The organism is Pedobacter sp. KBW01, from assembly GCF_003852395.1.
GTDB lineage: Bacteria > Bacteroidota > Bacteroidia > Sphingobacteriales > Sphingobacteriaceae > Pedobacter.
On record NZ_QAJQ01000006.1, the window covers coordinates 60,048 to 82,607 of the forward strand.

Below are 22,560 nucleotides of genomic sequence, written 5' to 3' on the forward strand. Positions count from 1 at the left end.
TAAGCAAGTTACACAGCTATAACTTCCAGAACGCAATAAAATCATTCCCTAGTGTTAGAGATTTATGAAGATTCGTTGTAAAAGGAAATGGCATTTTTTTGTCCTGTTTTTTGGGGCATTGTTTTATACGTCAGTATGTTTTTCGCAGGTTAATATTGGTACAGTCGATGCCGGCCCTTTTACTCCGGGCAGTACAATCGGTGTTCCGTTTAACATTACCTCAGGCTGTGCCACACAGGGAAACCAGTTTCAGCTTTATCTTTCTGATCAGAACGGAAGTTTTGCAGCAGAAACCCTGATCGGTACCTATAATGGTTTTTACAGCACTTACATTAATGGGGTGTTGCCAGCAGGGCTTACATCAGGAACAGGCTATATGGTCAGGGTAAAATCAACCAGCCCAGCCTCTGCAAGTGCCCCATCTACTGCATTTGAAGTTAAAGCTGGTCCTGCTGTTGAGGCGAAGTTAACTTCAACCTATTTGAATGCCGCTAACACTGAAACTTTTGGTACCTGTATTAGTAAACCTGACAATTCTTTCTTCATTACAAACGAATCTACCGCAAACAGTACGGTTTTTGCAACTGTAACGGATGAAGTAAACGGAGGTAGTCCAACAGTAATCCCTTTTCCAACAGCCATTCAAAACTTCACAGCCCAACAGGTACATTATTCCATTATGGCCAAAGCAGTAATGCCCAATGGTACTGTGGGCACCAAGGCTTATTTATTGGTTAACAATAAAACAATCACAGCTTTCGGTACATCAGGAAACAATGTTGTTTGTTTGCCGATGGGCTATCTTGAATTTAACGTAGATATTACTTCGACCGCCGGGATACAAAATAATTTCCCGGGCGATATTTATACTATCAACTGGGGAGACCAAACCACCACAACATATACTTTATGTGATATCAAAAGCCTTAGCGGAAAAGTACAGCATGCTTATACCAAATCTTCGTGCGGGAGTGTTTCTACCTCAAGTGCAGGAACGATTTTTAACGCATTCGATGTGTCTATTAACGTATCGAATGCCTTCTGTGGTACCGTGGGCACACCCGTTTCCTCATCAGCCAAAGTAGTAGTAAAACCCATCAACTCATTTGCTTTTAACACACCCGGCTGCACCAACACAGATATTACATTTGTTAACACCTCTGTTTTGGGTGAAAACCCCAATACTACTACCTTAGGCTGTACGCCTAATACAGTAACTTACAATTGGTTTGTTAATGGTGTACCCGTTAAAGTAAACCAGCCAAGGTCATACAATTTGGTGTACAAATTTCCTACACATGGAGAGTACACAATCAGGCTTGAATCCAACAGTTCGGGCGCTTGTAATGCTGATCCGGTTGAAATGAAAATCTGTATTCAAGATCCTCCAAAACCAGATTTTACCCTACCCGCAACAACCATTTGTGCTCCCGGCATATTAAAACCTACTGATAATTCGGTTATAGATAACATTTGTAATGCCGCCAATACTTATTCCTGGTCGGTAACACCTGCAGTAACTTATGCCAATGGCACTAACGCAACGAGTAAAGAGCCTGAATTTAATTTTACTAATCCGGGTATCTATACCATTATCCTAAGCATTTCAACCCCATCGTGCGGAGTAGTTACCACTCCGGCGCAAACAGTGGTGGTAAATGCTACGCCAGTTGCCATTCTTTCGCCCGATATTACCCTTTGTAACTTATCTACCTACGATTTTAACAATACCACCACCGGCCCAACCAAAACCACGCTTTCGGGTACCGCAAAAGATCTGGCCGATACCTATACCTGGACGGTTAGTGCAGCAGGCGCTGGCACTTACAGCTTTACAGGTGGCACAACTGCCAATTCTAAATATCCATCTATTAAGTTCGATAGCTACGATACCTATACCGTAAAGGTTGTACACAAAAATAACTGCGGTACAGCAACAGATGAGCAAGTGCTTACTTTCAGCACGGCACCTGTGGTAAATGCAGGTGCTGATCAAAGCATTTGTTTTAACGACCCCAGCTTTACGCTGGCTGGTGCGGTAACAGGCACCACTTCAAGCCAGGCCTGGGTAGGCGGAACAGGGACTTTTAGCACCAATAGAAATGATTTAAACGCCGTTTACACGCCATCTGCAGCCGAAAAAGCAGCCGGAACGGTAACTTTAAAATTGAGGGCTACAACCACTTTACCTGCTCCCTGCAACCAGATAGATGATGATATTATTTTAACGATTAAGCAAAACATCAACGTTACCAGTGCAGCAACCAAAACCATCTGTACCGGAAAAAGCGTTGCCTATACACCTGCCTCAGCAGTAACCGGCGTTACCTACACCTGGACAGCCACCGGAACCCCAAATGCAACCGGCTATACGGCAACCGGAACCGGCGATATTAATGATATCATAACCAATACAGATGCCAGCACCGATGCTGTGGTAACTTACGTAATAGTATCGCACAAAGATGGTTGTGACGGTACGCCTTTCAATCTCACTGTAACCGTAACGCCCAACCCGATAGCTACCGCAACGCCTCTAAGCACAAGCATTTGCAATGCAACTGCTGCTGGCATAACTCTTTCGGCAAACTTGGCAGGGGTAAATTATACTTATACCAGTACCATAACTGGTGCCATAACCGGCAATACCAACAGGCCCGTTGCCGCAGCGGGGAATCAGATTAACGATATTTTAACCAATTCAGGCACTAGCGCTGGAACTGTAACTTATACGGTTACGCCTGTATCGGCTAATGGCTGTCCCGGTACTACTGCTACAGTAACCATAACCGTATTGCCTGGTGTAACACCTGCCAATGCAGGCCCGGATGAGGCCATCTGTAACCAAACCAGCTACACCTTAAAAGGAAACAGTCCGGTTGTGGGAACCGGTAAATGGACAATCGTATCAGCCCCTACCACTATAACCTTTGCCGATGACACCCAAAACAACACTCAAATTTCGGGCTTATCGGCAGGCAATACCTATGTCTTGCGATGGACCATCAGCGATGCCGGCTGTTCAAGTTCCTTTGATGAAGTCCAAATAATTGTTAACCCGCTGAGTGTAGGCGGCACTACGGCAGGCGATGCAAGTGTTTGCTCAGGTACCAATGGAGGAAACATTACGCTAAGCGGACAGGTAGGTAACATTATCCGCTGGGAACGCTCGGTTGATAACGGAACCAACTGGTCGACGGTTACTTCTACTGCCAACCCTTATGTATTTACCAACCTCACCGTTACCACCCAATACCGTGCTGTAGTACAAAGCGGAAGCTGTACCGAGGCCCTTTCTACCGTAACCACCATTACCGTAAACCCGGGTACAGTGGCGGCCAATGCAGGCTCCGATCAAAGCTTATGCAGTGGTAACAGTATTACCTTAAATGGAAATAATCCGGCACCCAACACGGGTATCTGGACACTAACCTCCGGACAAACCGGTGTGGTATTTACCGACGCATCCTTATTTAATACCGCTGTTACCGGTGTTGTACCTGGCCAAACTTATACTTTCAGATGGACCATTACCGGCTTTGGTGGTTGCCCTCCTTCTACTGATCATGTGACCATTACCTATTACTCGCCAGTTACCAATACCATTAACGCATCGGCTGTACCTGTCTGCTCAGGCCAAAACATTACCATAACCGGCGATACACCTACCGGAGGTACAGGCATCTATACTTACCAATGGCAAAGCAGCCCCGACGGCAGTACCTGGGTCAACATCCCTTCGGCCATTAATAAAGATTTAACCACAACAGCTACCGTTTCTACCTATTTCAGGCGACTGGTAAACAGTACCATCTGTACCTCGTTCAGCAGCTCAATACAGATTACCGTTTTACCGGGCTTAACCAACAATACCATTAGCGCCAATCAGAATATTTGTGTGGGTTCGCCGGCAGCACCGCTTACTGGTTCTGCGCCTGCAGGTGGCAGCGGCACCTACACTTACCAATGGCAATCGAGTATAAACGGAACCGCCTGGAGCGATGTGCTGGGCGCTACAAGCATCAGCTTTAACCCGCCAACGCCAGTTGCAACCATCTATTACCGTCGTGCAGTAGCCAGCGGAGCCTGCTCGGGTAATTTGAGTAACGAGATTAAAATAACGGTAAACCCGCATGCAAAAGCTGAAATAACCTACACAACCAACACTGGCTGTGCTCCTTTTAGGCTCGATGCAACCAATGTTGCCGCTACATTATATCCCGACCGCAATGCATCCTACACCTGGTTTGCCAACAATGTACAAATTGGAACCGGTTCTGCCTTTCCTGGTTATACCATTACCAATGGCAATGAAAGTGTAACCATCAAGCTCGTGGTAACCAGCAGCCTGGGCTGTAACCCTGACGAAAAAAGTGAAGTATTTACCACCTTACCCATCGTTACGCCATCCTTTACACAAAGCGTAACCGAGGATTGTGGCCCTGTTAGTGTTACCTTTACCAATACCACTACTCCGCTTAACGGCGCAACATACTCATGGAATTTCGGCAACGGGCAGTCTTCTACCCTTGCCCAGCCTGCAGCAATAACTTTCCTGGCCGATCCAACAGGGAAAGACAAAACCTATAACATTACACTAACAACAACCTCACCCTGTGGTCCGCCGGTGATAACAACCGCAACAGTTATTGTACATGCCAAACCTGTTGCCCTGTTTTCTCCTGATAAAACAACAGGTTGTGCTGATTTACTAGTAAACTTTACCAATACCGGACCAGAAAGCACCGGAACCACCTACACCTACAATTTTGGTGATGGTAGTACCCCCGAAACTTACACCGACAGGCAAACTGTAAGTCACACTTTTACAACATTGGTGGTAAAAGATTTTACGGTAACCATGACTGCGAAAAATGGCTGTGGTGAAGTAAATGCCACTCCGGTTATCATCAGGGTTTCGCCAAACAACATCATCCCCGAGCTGGTGGTAAACGGAAACGAGAAAAGCGGTTGTGCACCCTTTACCGTAAACTTCATCAATAATACGAGTGGAGCAAGCAGCTTCATCTACACCTTTACCAACGAAGATACCGGTGAAATCAGCACGGCCTTTTCTACTACTACTGGTGTTTTCCCACACCTTTTCACCAAACCAGGTAAATACACGATTAAGCTTGATGCCAAAAACGACTGCTCAGCAAATTCGACAAGCGAAACTGTAACCATATTACCCCAATCAACCGTTGGTTTTATGGCTGACAAAACGATTGGTTGTACCAATCTTATCGTTAAATTTAAAAATACCAGCGTTGGCGCAGTTGGCTATTTATGGGATTTTGGCGATGGCTCTCCAACATCAACTGATTTTGAACCGCAGCACACCTACACCGGTTCGGGCGTAAATTATACCGTTAGCCTAACCACCACCAATAGCCTGGGCTGCACCAATACTCTAGCCCTGCCCGATTTTATTCAAATTGCTGCTCCTCCTTTGGCTAATTTCACGGTAAATCCGGGTAACGAACTTTCCATTCCGAATTACAGCTTTGGCTTTAAAGATACCAGCACCGATGCCGTAAGCTGGGAATGGTCTTTCGGCGATGGTGCTAAATCGGCCCTCCAAAACCCTAACCATACTTACGCCAACGAAGGTACTTACACCGTAACCTTAAAAGTATTGAATAAGGAAGGTTGTTCTGCTACCACATTCCAATCGGTTAGGATTATCGGAGTACCGGGTTATTTAAATATTCCTAACTCCTTCATGCCAGCAAGTGCCAAAAACGAAATCAAGGTTTTTAAGGCAAAAGGCCGCGGTATAAAAGAATGGACCATGTCTGTCTTCAATAAATGGGGACAGCTGTTATGGGAAACGACCAAACTAGATGATGGCGCACCTTTAGAGGGTTGGGATGGCACCTACAAAGGCCAGGATCAGCCACAGGGCGTTTATTACTGGAAAGTAGATATCAGGTTTATCAATGGCAGCGATTGGAAAGGGATGACCTACGATTCATCTCCTCCGAAAAAGACAGGCGTAATATATTTAATCAGATAGATGATGGGGAGAAGGATAATCATATTTTTGCTTGCATTGGCGTTACCACTAATTTCACTGGCGCAAGACCATATTTACTCGCAGTTTTACAACGCGCCCATTTACTTAAATCCGGCGCTCACCGGCCAGTTTGAGGGCGATATCAGGTTTAATGCATTATACCGCAACCAGTGGACAGGTTTGGCCAGCGATTTTTCGTACATGACCGCTTCGGGCGATATTAACCTCCGCAAGCTGAACAGTGGCATAGGCCTGGTTTTTAACCGCAGCAGCGAAGGCACAGCTTATCTGGTTAAAAATAATATTGCTGTAAGTTATGCCTACATTATCGGCGGCGACGATTTTACCCTTTCGTTTGGCTTGCAGGCAGGCGTTACCAACCAGAAATTAAATTGGGATAAACTGGTGTTTGGCGATCAGATCGACATTAATACAGGCTACATTCCCGGCAGTATTTCAGGTGCCGAGCGCCCCAGCGTAGATAGCCGCTTTTATTTAGATGCCAACGCAGGAGCAAACCTGGTGGTAGGCAAATTTATGATGGGGCTAGCTACCCACCACCTTAACCGGCCCGACGAATCACTTTCGGGTTTTCAAAGCAAATTACCCCTTCGTGTTTCAGGCAATTTGAGCTACAAATTAACCCTGATCCCCGATCAGTACGACCGCGACGGCAGCTACCTCATCCCTTCTATCGTTGCTTACAAACAAACCAACGTTACTTCTTTCAGTGCGGGTATGCAATACAAATACGCAGGTATTAACGCCGGCATCTGGTACCGTAACGATGGCAATAGAAACGGAAACGACGCGATTGTTTTTTCGGTCATCTTCGATATTTTTAATAGAAGAACCAACGGCGAAAAATTCAGACTGGGCATTAGCCATGATGCAACCACCTCTAAAATTAACTACACGAATACCGGCGGTACATCCGAAATTGGGGTGGGCTACGAAAAATACTTTCCAAATAGTTCGAACGGAGGCCGTGCAAATGGCTTAAGATGTTACGATTTTTATTAATTTGCCTTAGTTAATTTAAGGCAATGAACGAGATTCTGGAAAATAACCATTTCATTACGCAAAGCGAGGTGAATAAATTTTTACTCGCCACCCTGTTATGTGGTATCATAGGTGCCGAACGCGAGTACAGAAGTAAATCAGCAGGTTTAAAAACCATGATGATGATTGGTTTGGGAGCTACGCTATTCACTATCCTATCTATTAATATCGGGGCAACGAGCCAAGACCGAATTGCATCGAACATTGTAACAGGTATAGGTTTCTTAGGCGCAGGCGTAATTTTCAAAGAAGAAAACCGCGTTAAAGGCTTAACCACCGCCTGTATCATCTGGATTGTTGCAGCCATTGGTATGGCTGTTGGTTCTGGTTATTATCATCAGGCTATAGGTGTTACCATTGTAGTGATGCTGGCCTTGATTATTTTTCCTTTTTTAGAAGAAATTGGCGACCGTCGCTTTACCAAACGGGTGTACCGCATTGTTAAAAAACAGCATACCCATGGCGATTTAGAAAGCTATGAGGAAGTTTTCAGGGAAAGCAAACTGAAGCCTCAGCGCGGCAAACACCAACTGGTAAATAATATCATTACCGGAAACTGGACGGCTACCGGCACGCCACAAAACCACCAGAAGTTTGTAGAGCGGATGCTAAAAGATGATGATATTATAGAGTTTGATTTTTAACAGATTCAAACAAATCCGTGCGTTGCTTCTGCAATGCCAGTTTTTTCTCTTCTATCACAATTGTATTCGACCACCTGTCGTGCCAGGGTTCGCAGGGATTTCCCAATGCACTAAGTTCATTAAAAGGAACCGCGCGTATGATGTTACGCAGAAAGGCTTTCGGAAAATCGATTTCTGTCCCGTCTGAATTTACTGCTTTTGTTCCTGTAATTAATTTACCGATTGATTTTCCACGTGAAACAGCTTCAATAAAACACATAAACAAGCTGTAACAAACCATTCCGATTAAGCGGATCAGCAACAAACCGTTGATACCATCCAACAAACCTGGATAGATTATTTCTATCACAATTCCGCCAACAAATAACGCAACATAGAACACGAGTACATCAATAACGTGGTTAGCAAACCTTTTCTGCGTAGAAGCTCGGCAGTAAGCTAAATTTAAATCTCTATTAAACGGGTCGAATTGCATTTGAGGCATTATTTTAGTGCCTAACAATGTAAAACTTTTTCAGGCAGCAGCAAAAAATTATTTAGCTAAAAATCACAAAACAATCATAGCTTTGCATAACTAACTTTCGTGATGATTAAGGAACAGATTTCAGTTTTCGATATTTTTAAAATAGGCATCGGCCCATCCAGCTCGCATACTTTAGGTCCGTGGAGGGCAGCACAGCAGTTTACCGCTTCTCTAGCGCAAAACCACCCGATTGATACCGTAGAAGGCATAAAAATATTGTTGTATGGCTCGCTTGCTAAAACAGGTAAGGGCCATGGAACTGACGTTGCCATTTTATTAGGCTTAACAGGTGCCGATCCGGTAACTTTTGATGTAGATGCAGTAACGCCAACTTTCGAAGCCATACAAAAGAACAAAAAACTGAACCTGGCCAATCAACTCGTTATTGATTTCGATTATACAGAAGATTTGCTTTTCCTGTTTTCCGAAAGCCTGCCCTTCCACCCCAACGCCGTTACTTTTCAGGCTTTTTTAAGCAATGGAAAAGCTTTCTCAGAAACCTACTATTCTATTGGTGGTGGTTTCGTGGTAAAAGAGGGTGAAGACAACAGCAATAAACCGCAGGTAGACCTACCCTTTCCGGTCGAGAAAGCCAAAGATCTTTTACATTGGTGTTTATCAACCGGCTTAAAAGTAAGCGAGATTGTACTGGAAAACGAACTGGCCTGGCGCCCTGAAGCAGAAACGAAAAAAGGCATTTTACAACATTTCGCTGTTATGCGCGATTGCATTTACCGCGGTTGCCATACTACCGGTTTTCTACCCGGTGGTTTAGATGTTGCCCGACGTGCTTTTCCGCTCAACAAAAGACTGATCGGTCAAAACGAATATACCAATTACGATACCTGGGTGGAAGCGATTAGAAACGGTGGAAATGGTTTCAACTATATTTTAGACTGGGTAAGCTGCTTTGCACTGGCTGTTAATGAAGAAAATGCTTCGTTTGGCCGTGTGGTTACCGCACCAACTAATGGTGCTGCAGGAGTAATACCGGCAGTACTCCAATATTTCATTACCTTCTGCAATGCCTATACTGAAGACAAAATTATTCAGTTTATTGCCTGCGCTTCAGAAATAGGCAGTATTTTCAAAAAAGGCGCCACCATTTCAGCCGCTATGGGCGGTTGCCAGGCCGAAATTGGCGTTTCATCAGCCATGGCTGCAGCTGCACTAACCGAATGCCTTGGAGGCTCGCAAAGACAGGTACTAATGGCAGCCGAAATTGCTATGGAACATCACCTGGGCTTAACCTGCGATCCTATTGGTGGTCTGGTGCAAATCCCTTGTATTGAAAGAAATACCATGGGGGCCATAAAAGCCATTACCGCAAGTCAGCTGGCTTTACAAAGCAACCCTGATAAGGCTAAGGTAAGTTTAGATGCCGTAGTAAACACAATGTGGGAAACTGCACTGGATATGAATGCAAAGTACAAAGAAACCTCAGACGGAGGCCTTGCAACCAATATCCCGATCAGTTTGCCGGAGTGCTAACTCAACATTGTTGCATTTAAATGACAGATATTATGGATTTATTACAAACATTCTGACCCTAAATCAACAAGTATTTCTACATTCGCTCAATTTTATTAATTATTCATAAAAAAATGATCAACTACACCAAAATCAGTGTGATTGGTCTGGCTTTGTCGTTATCTATTTTAGTAACCTATGGTCAGGACAATCTTGTTAATTCTTTAAAAAACAACCAAAGCGAAAACAGTAAAGCCTCTTTTAAATTTACTGATGTTATTAATCTGGCCAACACGCCTGTTCAAAACCAGGGTTCATCGGGTACTTGCTGGAGCTATTCTACCAACTCTTTCCTTGAATCGGAAATGATTAAAGCGGGTAAACAACCTGTTCAGTTATCGCAGATTTTCACGGCCCGTAATGCTTATGTAGAAAAAGGAATCAACTATGTACGTATGCATGGCGCGGTTTCTTTAGGCGATGGTGGTGCTTTGCACGATGTAATTAATATGTACAGAAAATATGGTGCAGTGCCACAGGAAGCCTATACCGGCTTAAACTACGGTACAAAAACCAATAAAACGGCCGAGCTTGGCGACATCGAAAAAGGTGTTTTAGAAGCTGTGGTTAAAAATTCGAACGGTGAATTAACACCAAACTGGTTAAAAGCTTATACTGGTGTTATCGATGCTTATTTAGGCGCTGTTCCAGAGAACTTTACTTACAATGGCAAAAAATATACTCCTAAAACTTTCGCAAACGAAGTAGTAGGCATCAACCCTGATAATTATGTAGAGTTATCTTCTTTCAACGATCACCCTTTCTATAGCAAGTTTACGTTATTGGTTCCTGATAACTGGTCGTTTGATCAGGTTTACAATGTTAAAGTAAACGATATTACCGACATTATCGACAACGCTTTGAAAAACGGTTATACTGTGGCCTGGGCTACTGATGTAAGCGAGAAATCTTTCAGCTACAAAAACGGTGTGGCTTTCGTTCCGCAAACGCCTTATAACGACATGACGGTAAAAGAGAAAACCGATATGTTTAATGGTCCGCAGGCAGAGATGGAAATTACACAGGAAAACCGTCAGGCTGCTTTTGATAACTACCAAACTACCGATGACCACGGTATGCACATTGTTGGTGTATCGAAAGATCAGAATGGAAAAGAATACTATATCGTTAAAAACTCTTGGGGTGTAACCAATGATTACAAAGGTTATTTATACGTAACCAAAAACTACGTAAAATATAAAACTACTGCCTTTTTATTAAACAAAGCAGGTATTCCATCTGCTATTGCTAAAAAATTAGGTTTGTAAAAAAGCTTAAATGATGGGGAGCCGCAGAAGAAATTTTGCGGCTTTTTTATTGGATTTAATCGCTAAGCGCGTTGAGTTTTTCGCGAAGTGCGCTAAGCGTAGGGCTTTTGACGAATGACGCCGATCTTACCATAGTAATCGTCATTTCGACTGGAGCGCAGCGCAATGGAGAAGTCTTTAAACAGCTTTAGCTTCGCTGAGCTCCCAATAGTTTTCGAATACATTGCACTGCTCGAAATGCCTCCGTGGCTAAATCATTTGCGATTAAACCAACCCCGAATAAGTCAGCACCAACCACCACAAGCCTGTAGTAACAAAACACAGTACAATCCCCACACCTACTACCAGGTTAGCCAGTTTAGGGTTCAGGTTATACTGATCGGCCACTACCCCAGCCGTTACCAGGGTTGGCATTGCCATTTCAAAAATGGTTATCCTGGTAATTGTACCGCTTAAACCCAATAGCACAGCTATGGCCAGAACAACCACAGGGGCCAGTATTAGTTTGTATAATAAAGTAAAGCTGATGTGTTTCAATTCGCTAAACCATCCACCAAACTTAAGTTGCAAACCAATCGAAAATAAAGCCAACGGACCAACCGTTCCGGCTAGTTTTTCGAAAAGCGGTTCGAGTGGGCTAATAGTGATAAAATGTGGAACCGTTAAAGCTAAAATGCAACCAATAAGCGGCGGGAATGTGAGCACCTTTTTAAGCACCAGCTGCGCGCTCAGTTTTTGATTCTGCGACGAGCGGATTGCCACAACAATACCAATGGTTGATAAGAGCATAAAGGTAGCCTGATCGCAGATAATGGCAATAGCCTGATCTTTTTCGCTAAAGTAGGCTGCAATTAGAGGGAAACCCAAAAATGAAGTGTTACTTAAAGAACTGGTTAACTTTAACCCGCCTGTTGTTGCCCTGCTTAGTTTTTGGCTCCTGCTATATACGGTAACGAACAACCAGCCAAACAACCACACACAAATTGGCGCCAGCACCGGAAAGAGCAGGTCTTTTGTCCAAACAATATGCGGCAAATATTTAAATGAAGCCGCAGGCAAGGCAATGTAAATAATCCAAGCATTAATGCCTTTGTGTGCATCCTTGGGCAGGGTTTTGCTTTTTCTAAAAAGGATGCCTGCCAGTATGCACAGACCGATAATAATAAAATTTGCCATGGGGTGCTGTAAATATAGCCATAAAACAAAAACGCCAATAAGATTTTATCCTATTGGCGTTTAAAAAATGATTTGATAAACTATTTTAAATGCGCTCTTAAAAACCAAGCCATTTCTTCGTGGGTTTCCATAAGTCCGGTAATAAAATCGCTGGTTCCGGCATCACCATAATCATTGGCAATCGGGTTAATGTTACCCCTGATAAATTCAATTACGGTTTCATGGTCGGCCAATAAATCTTTAATGTAACCCAAACTATCGTTGTGGCGCTCACTGTATTCAGTTAGGTGCGTTAAAGCCAAAAAGTTTTTCAGGGTTGCAGGTGCATAATGACCAATTTTACGGATACGTTCTGCAACGCTATCAATAAATTCATCCAGTTGGTTATACTGTTCTTCGAAAAATTTATGCTTAGCCAAGAAGTCGATACCTTCCACATTCCAGTGTGCATTACGGGTTTTTGTGTACAGAACATATTCATCGGCCAATAATTTAGCCAATTGTTCTGAAACTGCTTGTCTATTTTCTGGGGTTATTCCAATTTTTGCGTCCATTTTGATTCTGTTTTTATAAAGCTAATTTACTCTTTATCGTTGTCAAAACCGCAAATGAATATCACCATATTGTTAAATAAACAACAAAAATCATATGATTTTCGGAGGAATCAATCCATAAAAATTGGTGCCGTAGCGCATGTGTAACTAAAAAGCCACAGATTTCCAGATTAAATAAAAATCTGTGAATCTGTGGCTAAATTTTATTGAAATGTCTGCTGTGAATTCAGAAAGTCCTTCGACAGGCTCAGGATGACAACGTAGACCAGAACTAACTTGTTGGTTTAGGTTTTGGTTTCTTTTTATGCCAAACCCGTTTCTTACCATTGCCCTTATGCTGTGGTCTTTTTTCTTCCACATGGGTAATTTCCATCGTGGCAATATCCTCAGGTAAAGGCATTCGAGGCACCTGTTTTTCAATCAGTTTCTCTATGTTGTCGAATTTGCGTTTATCCCTACCGTTAACCAGGGTAATGGCTGTTCCTTTTGTAGCTGCCCTCGCCGTACGACCTATCCGGTGTACATAATCTGCCGGGTCGCCCGGAACATCGTAATTTATTACCAGATCGATTCCTTCTACATCAATACCGCGCGACAATACGTCTGTACCGATCAATATGGGCAATCTTCTGTTTTTAAAGGCCAACAAGATGTCCTCACGCTCTTTCTGGCCTAAATCTGAGTGAAAGGCCTCTGCTTTAATACCAAGTCCTTTAAAAGCTTTATACAAGGCTTTTACTTTCTCTTTAGTTGAGGCAAAAATGATACTGCTTTTATATTTTTCGTCCTTAAAAATCTCGGTTAGTAAGGCTTGTTTTTGCTGATCGTGGATATTATAGGCTTGCTGATCGATCCCTTCGGCAGGTTTAGCAATGGAGATGGTAATCTGTTTAGGCTCGTGCAAAATTTTGCCGGCCATATTCCTGATTTTCGGTGCCATGGTAGCCGAAAACAAAAGTGTTTGTCTTTTTTTAGGCAGGTAACTGATAATCCGGATGATATCATCGTAAAATCCCATATCCAGCATCCTGTCGGCTTCATCCAGAATTAAATGCTGCAAATGCTCCAGCTTCAATACCCCTGATGATAAGTGTGCCATTAAGCGGCCTGGTGTAGCAATAATAATATCCACACCTTCGCGCATCGAACGTTTTTGCTGTTCGTAAGCAATACCATCACCTCCGCCATAAACGGCTAATGAACTGATATTGGTAAAATAAGCCAATGCTTCTACCTGCAAATCAATTTGCTGGGCAAGCTCGCGGGTTGGCGCCAAAATCAAAGTATTGTTATGCCTGTCGGCAGCCCGGCTAATTTTGTCCATTACCGGCAAAAGGTAGCTGGCCGTTTTTCCTGTACCCGTTTGGGCGCAGGCAATCAGATCGTGATTATCTAAAATTACCGGAATGGCTTGTTCTTGTATGGGAGTAGCGCTTTTATACCCCATGGCCATTAGGCCTTCATATAAATCGGGGTTAAAATTAAAGTCGTTAAAATTCAATCTGTTTGTTTTTGTCTTTTAGCAAAAGTACCTCAAATTAAGGCGAATAGCAAACGCATTTCAATATCAATACAGGATTGGCCATTTTAACTATAATCCCTCAGCCCTGAAATCCTTTTCCGGCTTCCAAATCTTTGAAAACTTGCTGCTCACAGCAACAGGAGATCAAAACCACTTTGAAAGCTTCCTACCATGCGCAGCGACAAATCATAGTTACTTTGAAAGCTTCCCACCCACAGCAGGAAGCTTTCAAAATAATACCCCTAAAAGTTGTACAGCCTCAAAAGCCTTTAAACAAAAAATGCCCCGATCATAACCGGAGCATTGGTGAAATTATAATAGACAAAACTTAGTCCACCAGGATATCTTTCTCTGGTGTATTGGTTTCGGGGTTTTTAGGCAATGTTACCTTTAAAATTCCATCGGCATAAGCCGCAGAAATTTGCTCGTTAAGTACTTTTCCGTTTAAAGCAAAAGCTCTTTCAAAAGCACCGTTGCTGTACTCGCGTCGACTAAATTTTTCAGTTGGCCCGTCTTCAGCCGGTTGGTATGAAATGGTTAAAACATCATCCTTGGTTACTACTTTCAGGTTTTCTTTAACCAAAGCGGGTGCAAAGAGGTGAATAATGAAACTATTTTCTGTTTCCTCGATGTTTACAGGCACGCGCCTGAAACCACGGTTAAACATTTCGTATCCCGGTTTAAAACGGCCACCAAAGTGATGACCAAATCTGCCGCCCCTATGGCCGCAACCGTGATGCATTTTGCCTGTATGGCAGCTATGTTCGTTGTACATGTTTTTAAAATTTAATGGTTTGTAATTATTAATTCTCAAGCGCTGTTGCCTGCGTTTTAACTGGAAACACCAAACTGCGTTTTAGGTATTCCCAGTAGTTGGGTAATGATATTAGCGTATGGGTAAGCTGGAGAAAATACGGCATAATCGAATTTTAGCCCCCTGATCTGTACTACAATATCATCGATAAATTTCATCGGTTCGAGCAATGCGCTAATCAGGCCCGACTTCGATTCGTCGCTTTTCTTTTGCTGAAAAATATCCAGATCTCCCTTATAAGGCTTAAAGTCAGCACCTATGCCCTCAACAGGCTCCTGAAACTCATCCGAGCTGAAAAATGTAACTTCCTGCCCCTTGCTAATCAGTTCGTTGGCCAGACCTAAAATCGGCCTCGCAGAACTGTCATATGGATTGGATAAAAAAAGTACGCGCGACATATCAGTTTATTTTACGGGGACGATGTGTTGAGTGGCTTCTGGCTTAAACTCAAAAGCGCTTGTTGTATTGTTACTGTGGTGGTTAAAAGCATGGCTTTTCTGTTCAGGCCTGCAATCATGCTCATGGTAGTACCTGTTTCTAAAGTCTAACCGGTCGCGGTATCCGTTCTGAACAGCCAATACGTTTAAGCTGTAAAAAGTTGCTCCGGCTGCTACTAAGACTAAAAATATTCTAAATGCTCTCATGGCTAAATTAATTTATGTTAATACTGTTTGCTACGCCGTTACCCTGAACGTTTGGACGGTACCATTGACCATCAATTGGGGTAATCTGTTCAAAGTGATTGGGGTAGTATTCATTAAAACGCTGGGCAAAGCGCCTGCGGCGGTTAAAGGCAAAAATTCTGAACACCATTCCGATGAGCATGGCAATTAAAATAAATTTGAATATAAATGGAACGAAGAATACGGCTGCACCCAGTACAATTCCGAATCCTATGGCTTTTAATATTTTTTTCATGGTTAATTTCCTTGTTTGATTAGGTAGACGGCAGAGAAAAGATTTTACTTTAATTTTTTTTGAAATATTTTTTGAGGGGGTCTTAGCCAGGGAGTATGGGTGGTTCAGTTTTTAGCAGCTGACTTTTAGCTACTCAGCTATGGAGCGCCGAAAGTCCTTCGACAGACTTAGGATGACAGACCCCGTAGAAGAATCGTCATTGTGACTAGAGCCGCCCGGTTTTTCACCGGTGGCGAAATGCATGCCCGTACAGGCGGTGAGAGATCTTTAAATAGACTTCTCGGCTACGTTGTACTTCGCTCGAAATGACGTCCCTGAATGGGCTGTTACTAAATATTAATTTTTATGAAATAAATTAACCCTCAGGATGACAGACTTTTTAGGAAATAAAATAGACAAGCAACAAAAAAGCCAGCTTAGCTGGCTTCAAATCACTCTTTATCGCTGATCGTGGCGGCCCCAGCCACCACAACGCCGTTTATATTCTTCTTTAAACTTCGCTCTTTCTTCTTCGTTCATACTGTGCCATTTCGCACGCATATTATGTGCTTTTTCGCGGAAACCACCGCCGCCGCCTTTATTAAAATTACCGAACAATATGCGGCACAGCACGAGCAGCCCAATTGCCTGCCAGAAATTAAGTCGCCCGGCATGGGCTACTTCAGGTAAAATCCAGTTCCACAAGTACATTACTACAAAACCCAAAGCGGTGGCAATTAGTACTACCACAGGTAAAAAGAAAATGAATTTCTTGCCTTTACTAAACTTTCTATTTCTCATCTCCTGCAAATTTAATAATTGATAAATTCCTGATATAAATTTTGTAAGCGGCTGCGTAAATGCTTTACCGCATAACCTTTTCTCGATATTAAAGTTTTGATATTTTCGCCGGTTTCATCGGCCAGCTCCTGAAAGGTACGTTCCTCGAGCTCATTCTGAACAAATACGTATCGCTGGTTTTCTGGCAGCTCATCGAGTGCTAAAAAAAGCTGATCCCAAAAGAGCTTTTTTAAACTTTCTTCTTCGGGCGAATAAGATTCGGCCAGCAATATATCCCTAAAACTGATTTCGCCATCTTCCCCTTCAAAAGTAAAATCTTCCAGCCGTTCTTCTTTCTGTTTACGGTACTTATCGGTTATTTTATTCCGTGCTACACGATACAACCAGCCGCTAATCTGCTCAATGGCACCCGCCTCGGGCTGGTTACTTAATTGAAACCAAACATCCTGCAAAATATCTTCTGCATCCTCGTCCGTATTCACCCGCCCACGGATGAAACTAAAGAGGCGCTTACCGTAACTGGCAACTGTAGAAATGATATTTTGAGGTTCGTTTTTTGGCACTATTTATCTTTTGTAAACCAGTAAACGGATGAAACTCAATATTACTTTAAATTTTCTTTAATTTTTTCAAAAAAAAGTTAATACTCTGAAAATGAATCGCTATGTTGGTCAGGATATGTTTTCCTGTCCTTATGAACTGAGGATTTTTAATTCTCCTAATAATTTTACCTCACAACCAGGCCTGCGTAAAAATGCGTGTAGATTGGTGTTTCCAAACCATATTTAGCGGCTTCGTGCACAATGTAACCTGTTAACGATTCTACTTCCGTTTCAGGTTTTTGCCCCAGATAGTCCCTGTGCATTGAAGAAGTGGCTTCGTACTTCATCGATTTCATGGTATTAAAGGTCCTTTCCATAATATCGTCACCGAGGGAAATCCCTTTGACTAAAGCCAGGCTTTTTATTTCGGCAATCAGTAGCTTAACTTCATGACTATGGTGCAAGAGTACCTCACCAATGGTTTTATTGTAAAAAGAGGTAGCTGTGGCGGTTGGCGATATAAAAATAAATTTCTCCCATACTGCGGTCGAAATTTTATCGGTACAGTTTACCTCAATTCCAGCATCACGGCATATATCGTTAAGCAATAATACCTCTGATGTTAAAGGTCCATCTAATCCGAAAGATATTTTCTGTATCGCACCCGAGTTTTCAATTACACCAGCACTTTTTAACCGCGAAATGATAAAGGCACAACCTTTTAACACCGTATTTTCTGGGAAACGCCGGTTAATGATATCATAGGCATCAACACCGTTTAACAATGGCAGAAGCACAGTTTGTGGGCCAATACAAGGCTTTAAACTGTCGAGTGTTTGGTTTAAACCGTAACTTTTGGTACAAATGATAATGTAATCAGCTATGCCTGTTTCATCAAAATGATCGGTTGCCAGATCTGGACTTGCAATAAAAGCTTCATTGCCCCTTATCACCTTTAAACCATTTGCTTTAATTGCACTTAAATGTTCGCCACGAGCTACAAAAACGATTTCAACAGCTCCCTTTCCAGCATATTTTTTAGCCAGCAAACCGCCGAAATAGCCGCCGACACCGCCAATCCCAACGATTACTATTTTTACCTTTTTAGCCATATTGTTATTTTAAAGCCCCGGTTGGATTAGTGCCCTTATCCACCACAATTTTACTGTTACCCTTCAAATCGGCTACATAAATTTTCGATTGAATAAAGGGTTTTTCGGCACCGCTATAAAAAATCCGGTCGTCGGCAGTTACAAAAACGTAAGATACATTTATACCCTTGGGCGAAAGCCTGTCGATTTTCTTATTGGCCAAATCCAAAATATAAACCGCCTCAGCAGGCCCGGTTAATCCATCCAATACATCAGTATTGCCGGCATTGAAAATCAGTTTGTTGCCGTCTTTGGTATAAAAGAAACGATTACTACTGGCAATGGTTAAATCTTTACCAATTAAACCTGCAATTAACTTGGTATCAATCACCTTACCCGAAAGATCAAAAGTGTACAAATTGGTTAAATCCTGACCAACGATTTCCTTCTCATTTTTCCACGTTGGGGCATACACATTAATTTTAGATGCACTATCAAGCATTACATAGCCTGAATTATCTGCTTTAATAATGCCTATTTTCCATAGGTTTTGTTTGTTAAAAATGTTAAAAGCAATGGTACTGCCATCAGCCGACCATACCGCCTGGTAATAATTGTTGTTATTTACCACCAATTCGCCCTGACTTTTATTCTCCATATCGGCAATCCATATGGAGCGGTGCCCAGCAGAATCGCTTAAAGTGTAGGCAAGTCTATTCCCGTCGGGCGAAATGGCCGGATCGGTAGCACCACCGAACGAAATCTGCTTCATGGTATCGATGCTGGTAGCCACAATCTTTTCGCCATCCTGATAGGCCAGGGCATAGTTTTTACTGCTTAACGAAACCGTATCTAATATCGCTTTCGAACCGCCCTCTGCTGATTGTTGATTGCTACAACTTGTAAGTACCGTGCCGGCTATAAAAATACAGGCCAGCTGAATGTTAAATTTCGTCATATACAATTTTACAAATTGTTTTTAAACAAAAAGATTCGGGCCCCTTGCAGAACCTGAATCTCCTCTTTTTATGATTTTAATTAGACTTAACTTTTTTTCTTATCGGCATAGCCAAACACTTTTTGCAATAAGGTAGAGCTTCTTGAGCCTAGATTATCCCTTATTTTCAGTTCTTCTTTCGCTACTTCGATAAACAATCCATCAATCGCCTTTTGCGTAACGTATTCGGTTAAGTTGGTGTTAACGGGTTTTACCAATGGCAACCTGTTGTACTGCGTGGTTAAATCGCTGTAATATTTGGTGGCATTTACCTTACTTAAGCTGGTGGTTACAATCGGGCTAAACTTTTGCATTAGCTGAGCTGTAGTTACCCGCTTAAAGTATTCGGTAGCGGCATCTTTATTGCCCAAAAGAATATTGGTAGCATCGGTAAGCGTCATTTGTTTAATGGCCGAAATAAAAATGGGCTTGGCTTCTGTAGCGGCATCTTCTGCTGCGCGGTTCAGGCTCACAATTACATTATCGCAAAGCTTGTTCAAGCCAATGCCCCGCAATGTTTTTTCTACTTTTTGTGCTTCGGGTGGCATTAAAATTTTAACCGCCAGGTTGCCCAAAAAACCATCTTTAACCGAAAGCCTGTCGGCACCAGCCGAAATACCGATTTGCAATGCTTCTTTAATGCCCTGTCCTATTTCGAAAGTTGAGGGTGTTCCTGTAGCACCGGCGGTGGTTCCTTGTTTTTCGGTTACTTTTTTAAAAATATCGCTCAGTTTAATCTGGGCAGTAACGGTAAAGCTGGCAAACAGCAGTAAAGCCAGTGCAGTAGAAAAAGTTTTAATTCTTTTCATTTGGTGTGTGTTTAATCCTGACAAGCAAAACAACGGCCAGTTTTTTATTGGTGATCAAAGATAAGTGTTTCGGCAAAGTTGAAATGTTAAATTTTCATCCCTTCCCGTCTCTCAAATAAAATAGCTTTCATGAGGCATAATTCAAACAGATTAGCCTAAAAAATTAGTTTATGTCTTATCACTCAGAAATATTTTTTATACTTGAAAGATAATTCGATATAGCTACCTGTTTTTTTGAGATTTATAAAAAATACAGCTGGAAATAGCCAGCAAGATGATGCTAAACTAATTGCCGAGTATAAAAACGCGGGCAATTTAGATGCATTGGGTACGCTTTACAACAAATATATGCACCTGGTTTTCGGGGTTTGCCTAAACTACTTTAAGGATGAAGAGCAAAGCAAGGATGCTGTAATGCAGATTTTTGAAGAGTTGGTAACCAAGCTCAAAGTGCACGAGGTACAGAATTTCAAAAGCTGGCTTCATGTACTTACGCGTAACCATTGCTTAATGGCGCTGCGTAAATCGGCCAGGCAAAATAATGTTTCTATAGACGATACTTTTGTGGAAAACAGCGAGTTTGTGCATCTGGATATAGACAACACAAAAGAAACACAGCTTACCATTATGGAAAAGTGTATGCAAACTTTGCCTGAAGAACAGCGAAAAAGCGTAGATTTATTTTATTTACAGGAAAAATGCTATAAAGAAGTGGCCGATATTACGGGCTACGACATGCTTAAGGTAAAAAGTTACATCCAAAACGGTAAGCGGAATTTAAAGATTTGTATAGAGAAAAACAGTGGTGAATAACGATTGGTTAGATATTGATGTACTGGAAGATTACCTGGATGGTAAGCTTGATGCCAAAGCTATGCACTTTGTAGAAAGGCAGGCCTTGGAAGATCCTTTCGTTGCCGAAGCTTTGGAAGGCTTAAAACAATCGCCTAAACGCAAACAAACACTTTCTATTTTACAAAAGCAACTGCACGACAGGGTTTCGGAAAGGCCGATAAAGCGTAAACTCTGGGGTATTACCACACAAAGGCTCAGCATTGCTGCTACAGCTACAGTAGCTTTTATTGCGGTGAGTATTTTGTTCTTTATGCGCGAAACGAACCGCAGAAATGCCGAAATGGCCGCCCGAAAATCGGGTGGTGTAATGGTAAATCTCGATACTACTACCGCTATAGCCGCTGTTAGCCCTAAAACAGATACTTTGGCCAAAGTTGCCAAATCAACCTTAATTGATAAAGCGATTGCTGATGCTAAAACCAACGATCTGGCCATCAACAAGAAAACAACACCAACCAATTATAGCGTGCAAAGGGAAATTGCAGAAAGCAAAGCAATTGAAGAACGTGCAAGCCTAAGTAAAGCTAAGGTGAGCGCTTTCGCCGCCCGTAAAGCCGATTCTATTCAAGCTAGGTTTGACGAACCGCTTGCAGTAGCTGCTGCACCACAATCGTTTGGATCAAGTAAAATTGTTTTTAGTGGCAATGTAGTGGATCAGCGTGACGGAAAACCCATTAGTGGCGCTGTAGTTAAACTGGCTGGATCGAAAAACATAACCGCAACCGATACCAAGGGATATTTTACCTTGCCAGCTGATAGCAGCGCTAAAGACAAGGATTTATTAATTAATGCCATTGGTTTTAAAGAGATTCCGGTGGTGGGTATGCAAGATCCAAATGCGATCAGGTCGGCCATGAGTGGAGGAAAAACACTCAACGAAATTGCGCTGATTACCGGATCGAATGGACGCAAGAAAGAAAATATACCTGCACCTAAAATTACGCTTCGTGCAGAGCAGAACCTGAATGGAAAATCGGCTGAGGAAATTACCAAGCCTATTCCGGTTGCTACAATTAACTATCAGCAATACCTCGAAAACAACAATAAACTGTATAACCCGAAAGGCCCTGAACAGTTTGTGATTTTAAGCTTTAAAGTAAAAACCAACGGAAGGCCTTCAAACATTACAGTTATTAAATCGCTTAACAAAAAAGCCGATGCAGAAGCGAAACGACTGATTCAGGATGGTCCGGATTGGGTACTTCCCAAAAAAGGTACCGATGTAGTTGAACTGAGCGTTAAGTTTTAGTGCAGATTTAACCGCAAAGCACGCAAAGCAAATTATTACATCCGAGCTTTTCATTGGAAGCCCCACTTAGGGTAAACCCGTATCATTAAAGGTAGCTTCGCTGAACATCCTGTTGTTTATCCCAGCGACTATAGTGAACACAATACCGTTCCACTTTACGTCATTTCCGTGAAAACGGGAATCTTAAAGCATAAAACATGAATCATT

20 protein-coding genes are annotated in these 22,560 nt (G+C 42.4%); 7 read left to right on the plus strand and 13 right to left on the minus strand.

Annotated features, from left to right (window positions below; translation table 11 throughout):
* The first annotated feature begins 64 nt into the window (after positions 1-64).
* The 3 genes from DBR40_RS05965 to DBR40_RS05975 are packed head-to-tail and all read left to right on the plus strand — an operon-like array spanning position 65 to position 7,725.
* Positions 65-6,019, plus strand: a complete 5,955-nt coding sequence (locus DBR40_RS05965) for a PKD domain-containing protein (protein WP_124558839.1) — start codon at positions 65-67, stop codon at positions 6,017-6,019.
* A gap of 3 nt (positions 6,020-6,022) precedes the next feature.
* Positions 6,023-7,042: a PorP/SprF family type IX secretion system membrane protein gene (locus DBR40_RS05970; RefSeq protein WP_233603814.1), complete on the plus strand. Its 1,020-nt coding sequence runs from the start codon at positions 6,023-6,025 to the stop codon at positions 7,040-7,042.
* A gap of 23 nt (positions 7,043-7,065) precedes the next feature.
* Positions 7,066-7,725 (plus strand): MgtC/SapB family protein, encoded by a 660-nt coding sequence (locus DBR40_RS05975; protein ID WP_124558841.1) that lies wholly within the window; start codon positions 7,066-7,068, stop codon positions 7,723-7,725.
* Here the strand turns inward: DBR40_RS05975 and DBR40_RS05980 are convergent.
* On the minus strand, positions 7,706-8,200 hold the full coding sequence (locus DBR40_RS05980) for an RDD family protein (protein ID WP_166208236.1): 495 nt from the start codon (positions 8,198-8,200) through the stop codon (positions 7,706-7,708). The two genes, DBR40_RS05975 and DBR40_RS05980, sit on opposite strands and share 20 nt — an antisense overlap.
* 111 nt (positions 8,201-8,311) lie before the next feature.
* Between DBR40_RS05980 and DBR40_RS05985 the strand changes: the two genes are divergently transcribed.
* Complete coding sequence (locus DBR40_RS05985) at positions 8,312-9,739, plus strand: L-serine ammonia-lyase (protein ID WP_124558843.1); 1,428 nt, start codon at positions 8,312-8,314, stop codon at positions 9,737-9,739.
* A gap of 113 nt (positions 9,740-9,852) precedes the next feature.
* Positions 9,853-11,046, plus strand: a complete 1,194-nt coding sequence (locus DBR40_RS05990; protein ID WP_124558844.1) for an aminopeptidase C — start codon at positions 9,853-9,855, stop codon at positions 11,044-11,046.
* Between the two features lie 264 nt (positions 11,047-11,310).
* On the opposite strand, the gene DBR40_RS05995 is transcribed toward DBR40_RS05990, so the two are convergent.
* The 12 genes from DBR40_RS05995 to DBR40_RS06050 form a co-directional block, all read right to left on the minus strand.
* Positions 11,311-12,222 (minus strand): AEC family transporter, encoded by a 912-nt coding sequence (locus DBR40_RS05995; RefSeq protein WP_124558845.1) that lies wholly within the window; start codon positions 12,220-12,222, stop codon positions 11,311-11,313.
* 80 nt (positions 12,223-12,302) lie between these two features.
* The gene (locus DBR40_RS06000; protein WP_124558846.1) at positions 12,303-12,776 is read right to left on the minus strand and encodes a Dps family protein; all 474 of its coding nucleotides are present in this window, start codon (positions 12,774-12,776) and stop codon (positions 12,303-12,305) included.
* A 271-nt stretch (positions 12,777-13,047) separates the two neighbouring features.
* Positions 13,048-14,277, minus strand: coding sequence for a DEAD/DEAH box helicase (locus DBR40_RS06005; protein WP_124558847.1), 1,230 nt, complete (start codon positions 14,275-14,277; stop codon positions 13,048-13,050).
* A gap of 349 nt (positions 14,278-14,626) precedes the next feature.
* Complete coding sequence (locus DBR40_RS06010; protein ID WP_124558848.1) at positions 14,627-15,073, minus strand: Hsp20/alpha crystallin family protein; 447 nt, start codon at positions 15,071-15,073, stop codon at positions 14,627-14,629.
* 56 nt (positions 15,074-15,129) lie between these two features.
* A complete protein-coding gene (locus DBR40_RS06015) occupies positions 15,130-15,510 on the minus strand; it encodes a hypothetical protein (protein WP_124558849.1) in 381 nt (126 codons plus the stop codon).
* 6 nt (positions 15,511-15,516) lie between these two features.
* Positions 15,517-15,756 carry a hypothetical protein gene (locus DBR40_RS06020; RefSeq protein ID WP_124558850.1) on the minus strand — a complete coding sequence of 80 codons (240 nt, stop codon included), beginning with the start codon at positions 15,754-15,756 and terminating at the stop codon, positions 15,517-15,519.
* 7 nt (positions 15,757-15,763) lie between these two features.
* A complete protein-coding gene (locus DBR40_RS06025; RefSeq protein WP_124558851.1) occupies positions 15,764-16,030 on the minus strand; it encodes a hypothetical protein in 267 nt (88 codons plus the stop codon).
* 438 nt (positions 16,031-16,468) lie between these two features.
* Positions 16,469-16,810, minus strand: coding sequence for a hypothetical protein (locus tag DBR40_RS06030; protein WP_199748289.1), 342 nt, complete (start codon positions 16,808-16,810; stop codon positions 16,469-16,471).
* Positions 16,811-16,821: 11 nt separating this feature from the next.
* Positions 16,822-17,373, minus strand: a complete 552-nt coding sequence (locus DBR40_RS06035; RefSeq protein ID WP_124558852.1) for an RNA polymerase sigma factor — start codon at positions 17,371-17,373, stop codon at positions 16,822-16,824.
* A gap of 164 nt (positions 17,374-17,537) precedes the next feature.
* Positions 17,538-18,464 (minus strand): ketopantoate reductase family protein, encoded by a 927-nt coding sequence (locus DBR40_RS06040; protein ID WP_124558853.1) that lies wholly within the window; start codon positions 18,462-18,464, stop codon positions 17,538-17,540.
* A gap of 4 nt (positions 18,465-18,468) precedes the next feature.
* Positions 18,469-19,401: a TolB family protein gene (locus tag DBR40_RS06045; protein ID WP_124558854.1), complete on the minus strand. Its 933-nt coding sequence runs from the start codon at positions 19,399-19,401 to the stop codon at positions 18,469-18,471.
* Positions 19,402-19,487: 86 nt separating this feature from the next.
* Positions 19,488-20,249, minus strand: a complete 762-nt coding sequence (locus DBR40_RS06050; RefSeq protein WP_124558855.1) for a DUF4197 domain-containing protein — start codon at positions 20,247-20,249, stop codon at positions 19,488-19,490.
* 234 nt (positions 20,250-20,483) lie between these two features.
* On the opposite strand from DBR40_RS06050, the gene DBR40_RS06055 reads away from it, so the two are divergent.
* Together DBR40_RS06055 and DBR40_RS06060 are read left to right on the plus strand one after the other, a co-directional pair.
* A complete protein-coding gene (locus tag DBR40_RS06055; protein WP_124558856.1) occupies positions 20,484-21,062 on the plus strand; it encodes an RNA polymerase sigma factor in 579 nt (192 codons plus the stop codon).
* Positions 21,055-22,353: a carboxypeptidase-like regulatory domain-containing protein gene (locus DBR40_RS06060; RefSeq protein ID WP_124558857.1), complete on the plus strand. Its 1,299-nt coding sequence runs from the start codon at positions 21,055-21,057 to the stop codon at positions 22,351-22,353. The genes DBR40_RS06055 and DBR40_RS06060 overlap by 8 nt, the downstream gene beginning before the upstream one ends.
* Positions 22,354-22,560 lie beyond the last annotated feature (207 nt).

Coding starts and splice junctions, on each gene's coding strand:
- DBR40_RS06015 (WP_124558849.1), bottom strand. CDS start 15,510: ATGTCGCGCGTACTTTTTTTATCCAATCCATATGACAGTTCTGCGAGG.
- DBR40_RS06040 (WP_124558853.1), bottom strand. CDS start 18,464: ATGGCTAAAAAGGTAAAAATAGTAATCGTTGGGATTGGCGGTGTCGGC.
- DBR40_RS06020 (WP_124558850.1), bottom strand. CDS start 15,756: ATGAGAGCATTTAGAATATTTTTAGTCTTAGTAGCAGCCGGAGCAACT.
- DBR40_RS06000 (WP_124558846.1), bottom strand. CDS start 12,776: ATGGACGCAAAAATTGGAATAACCCCAGAAAATAGACAAGCAGTTTCA.
- DBR40_RS06045 (WP_124558854.1), bottom strand. CDS start 19,401: ATGACGAAATTTAACATTCAGCTGGCCTGTATTTTTATAGCCGGCACG.
- DBR40_RS05990 (WP_124558844.1), top strand. CDS start 9,853: ATGATCAACTACACCAAAATCAGTGTGATTGGTCTGGCTTTGTCGTTA.
- DBR40_RS05980 (WP_166208236.1), bottom strand. CDS start 8,200: ATGCAATTCGACCCGTTTAATAGAGATTTAAATTTAGCTTACTGCCGA.
- DBR40_RS05965 (WP_124558839.1), top strand. CDS start 65: ATGAAGATTCGTTGTAAAAGGAAATGGCATTTTTTTGTCCTGTTTTTT.
- DBR40_RS05995 (WP_124558845.1), bottom strand. CDS start 12,222: ATGGCAAATTTTATTATTATCGGTCTGTGCATACTGGCAGGCATCCTT.
- DBR40_RS05970 (WP_233603814.1), top strand. CDS start 6,023: ATGGGGAGAAGGATAATCATATTTTTGCTTGCATTGGCGTTACCACTA.
- DBR40_RS06025 (WP_124558851.1), bottom strand. CDS start 16,030: ATGAAAAAAATATTAAAAGCCATAGGATTCGGAATTGTACTGGGTGCA.
- DBR40_RS05975 (WP_124558841.1), top strand. CDS start 7,066: ATGAACGAGATTCTGGAAAATAACCATTTCATTACGCAAAGCGAGGTG.
- DBR40_RS05985 (WP_124558843.1), top strand. CDS start 8,312: ATGATTAAGGAACAGATTTCAGTTTTCGATATTTTTAAAATAGGCATC.
- DBR40_RS06030 (WP_199748289.1), bottom strand. CDS start 16,810: ATGAGAAATAGAAAGTTTAGTAAAGGCAAGAAATTCATTTTCTTTTTA.
- DBR40_RS06050 (WP_124558855.1), bottom strand. CDS start 20,249: ATGAAAAGAATTAAAACTTTTTCTACTGCACTGGCTTTACTGCTGTTT.
- DBR40_RS06010 (WP_124558848.1), bottom strand. CDS start 15,073: ATGTACAACGAACATAGCTGCCATACAGGCAAAATGCATCACGGTTGC.